Source organism: Bacillus sp. JJ1764, from assembly GCF_036962145.1.
GTDB lineage: Bacteria > Bacillota > Bacilli > Bacillales > Cytobacillaceae > Neobacillus.
Genome location: NZ_JBALNY010000048.1, coordinates 5,114 through 7,926 on the forward strand (window position 1 = coordinate 5,114; position 2,813 = coordinate 7,926).

3 protein-coding genes are annotated in these 2,813 nt (G+C 39.6%); 1 reads left to right on the forward strand and 2 read right to left on the reverse strand.

Going from position 1 to position 2,813, the window contains the following annotated elements; translation table 11 throughout:
• The first annotated feature begins 222 nt into the window (after positions 1-222).
• Positions 223-1,380 (forward strand): DUF4317 domain-containing protein, encoded by a 1,158-nt coding sequence (locus V7083_RS07680; protein ID WP_335476795.1) that lies wholly within the window; start codon positions 223-225, stop codon positions 1,378-1,380.
• 196 nt (positions 1,381-1,576) lie between these two features.
• On the opposite strand, the gene V7083_RS07685 is transcribed toward V7083_RS07680, so the two are convergent.
• Together V7083_RS07685 and V7083_RS07690 are read right to left on the reverse strand one after the other, a co-directional pair.
• Positions 1,577-2,218: a response regulator transcription factor gene (locus V7083_RS07685; RefSeq protein WP_335476796.1), complete on the reverse strand. Its 642-nt coding sequence runs from the start codon at positions 2,216-2,218 to the stop codon at positions 1,577-1,579.
• Between the two features lie 11 nt (positions 2,219-2,229).
• Positions 2,230-2,813: sensor histidine kinase (locus tag V7083_RS07690; RefSeq protein WP_335476797.1), on the reverse strand; the 584-nt coding region annotated here is incomplete at its 5' end.

The window sequence follows — 2,813 nt, forward strand, 5'->3', positions numbered from 1 at the left end:
TCAAGGGCAAGTAGGAGCAGAAAAGGCCGAGAGAATTCTGATAGAAGTGCTCTCAAGGGAAAGTAGGAGCAGAAAAGGTCAAGAGAATTCTGATAGAAGTGCTCCCCAGTGCTAGAAGTACAAAGCCAGGTTTGTTTCTTTCTTGCTATGAAAATTTTAAAAATTTCAAGTATTACTATTTACGCATACGAACAGTATAATCAGGAATGGGAGTTGAATGTGATGAACAAAAAAGATATTGCTAATATACGCAAACAATTTAAATTAGATAATCATCGTATGAACATTCGTGAAATCTTCAATGTGTATGTGAACAAGGAATCAGGCGAGATCTATCATCAGGTCAGTCAGCCATTTCAAATGTTGGACCGGGAAACACAAGAATTGTTTTTGGCCAATTTTAAAAAAGTGTTAACAGGGAATCTTGATGCCAAACTGTTTGAACTTAAATTTAGGAGAGATATGGAAGATAGTTCACAAGAGATTCTTTTCGAAGGTTTAAAAGCAGATTCAGAGGACTGGAAGGATAATATGCTGCAAATGGTGGAGAAAATGTTTGCCAAGGCTACATACGAATTCGATACAGTCGTGACATTTATCCGCGGAGAGATTAGAAAGCCTACTAAGAAAAGGAATTTAGAATCCGAGGAAGGCGGAGACGATGAGGTATATTCCAATGAATTTATCCTTTGCAGCCTGAATAAAACAGACCAGCCGAAAAAAGCGCTGATGTTTGATTATATTGAAAAAGAATATAAGTACTATAATTTTGTGGATCCGATTATCAATTTGGACTCCCCGCTGTCTGGTTTCTTGTTCCCGGCCTTTAATGATAATGCGGCAGATGTGAACCATATTCTTTATTGCGCGGGGAAAGCCAATCAACCAGATCTATCTTTTATCGAAGAAGTCCTTTCTTGTGAAGATATTTTTACGGCCCAGGATGATAAAGACTACTTCGATTTTATTTTAAAAGAAGTCATTGGGGACGAAGTGGATTCGAAAGTGATTTCGAATGTGTATGAGGAAATTGATAAGATCATACAAGAAACGGAAGAAAAAGAAGAAAGTGAAGTCCCAACCCTGGATTATAAGGATATTGAACGGATCTTAACGGTAAGCGGCGTAGAAGATGTCAATACAGACAAAGTGGAACATGCCTTCAAAAGTGTCATCGATGACGAAAAGCATGAGTTCAAAGCAAATAATTTGGTTCCGAAATCGATTAAAATTAGCACCAAGATAGCGAATGTGACGATCAACCCGAAAGATTTGAAACATGTAAAATATATTACCTTTCAAGGGAAACGCTGCCTGTTGTTAGAGGTGGATGAAGAAGTCGTAGTGGAAGGATTTCGACTTGAATCGGAAACGTTATAAAAATAAACATGAAATTACCTGCATTCATTTTATATGTTTAGCAGGTAATTTTTTTGAATGATGCTTTTTTGCTTATCAAAAACAGCTATAGGCAACTGTGAGTTTTTTGACTAAGATCATAACAAGAAGGAGTTACCTGATTCTAGGAAAAGTGTTTTGAAAAAAATGAAGGGACTGACGTTTTTCCCCTCACAGTTTATTTTACTAAATCATTTCTCACTGCATATAGGGCGGCCTGGGTCCGGTCTGCCAACTCCAGTTTGGCCAACAGATTAGATACGTGGGTTTTTACGGTCTTTTCCGTGATAAATAGGGAAGAAGCAATTTCTTTATTGCTCTTTCCACTGGCTATTTCTTTTAAGACATCCAGCTCTCTTTTTGTTAATTCCTCGATTAAATTTTTTTCAGGGTTCCTTTTATTAGACAGGCTGGCAAGTAAATGTGATGTTGCTTTGGGGTGGAGCTGATTTTCTCCATTCATGATTTTTTTAATTGATGAAACCAGTTCATCCGGCTCGATGTCCTTTAATTGGAATCCGGAAGCACCTGCTTCAAGTGCCGGAATGACATGATCCTGGTCGGAAAAACTTGTCAGCATCAAGATTTTAATGTCTGGCTGGGTGGTCTTTATCATTTTTGTTGCTTGGATTCCATCCATTTCCGGCATGACTAGGTCCATTAATATCAAATCAGGCTGTAGCAACTTTGCCTGTTCAACGGCTTCTTTTCCGTTCGAAGCTTCCCCGATAATTTCTAATCCCTGTTGGGTACGCAGGAAAAAGACCAAACCCCTTCGGACAACATGATGATCATCTGCAATTAGAATGCGTATGCTCATTGTATTTCCCCCTAAATCGGAATATGGATTCTGATTTCCGTTCCATTTCCTGGATTGCTTTTTAAATGAAAACTCCCATTTAAAGCCTCTGTTCTATTTTTCATGTTTTTTAAGCCCAATGAAGGGATGTCATGCTGTTCACCATAATGGAAACCGCAACCGTGATCTTTGATGAGAAGGTTCACTCCGGACTTGTCTGAGTGAAACTCCAGGTATACATGCGAAGTCTGTGAATGTTTTTTACAATTGGCTAAAGCTTCCTGCCCTATTCGCCAGAGGGTTTCTTCAACCTTTCCGGGAATACTGGATGCGCCTTCGATCTTTGTTTTAATAGTGAGACCGAGCATTTCGGCATAACTTCTTAAGGCACTTACCAGTCCGTTTTCCAGTCCCAGCGGGCGAAGCTGCCAAATTAACGCCCTCATTTCACCAAGTGCTTCCTGTGCTAGGTCTTGGATATAGCTGAAGGTCTGTTTAACTTCATCATTTTGTGTCATTTCCACTCCGGCTCTGGCTGTAAGGCTGAGGGAAAAAAGCAACTGGTTCACAGAATCATGAAGATCTCGAGCGAGGCGATTGCGTTCAGCCACTAATG

Excerpts from the sequence above, each read along its gene's own strand:
- V7083_RS07680 (WP_335476795.1), top strand. The coding sequence starts at position 223 with ATGAACAAAAAAGATATTGCTAATATACGCAAACAATTTAAATTAGAT.
- V7083_RS07685 (WP_335476796.1), bottom strand. The coding sequence starts at position 2,218 with ATGAGCATACGCATTCTAATTGCAGATGATCATCATGTTGTCCGAAGG.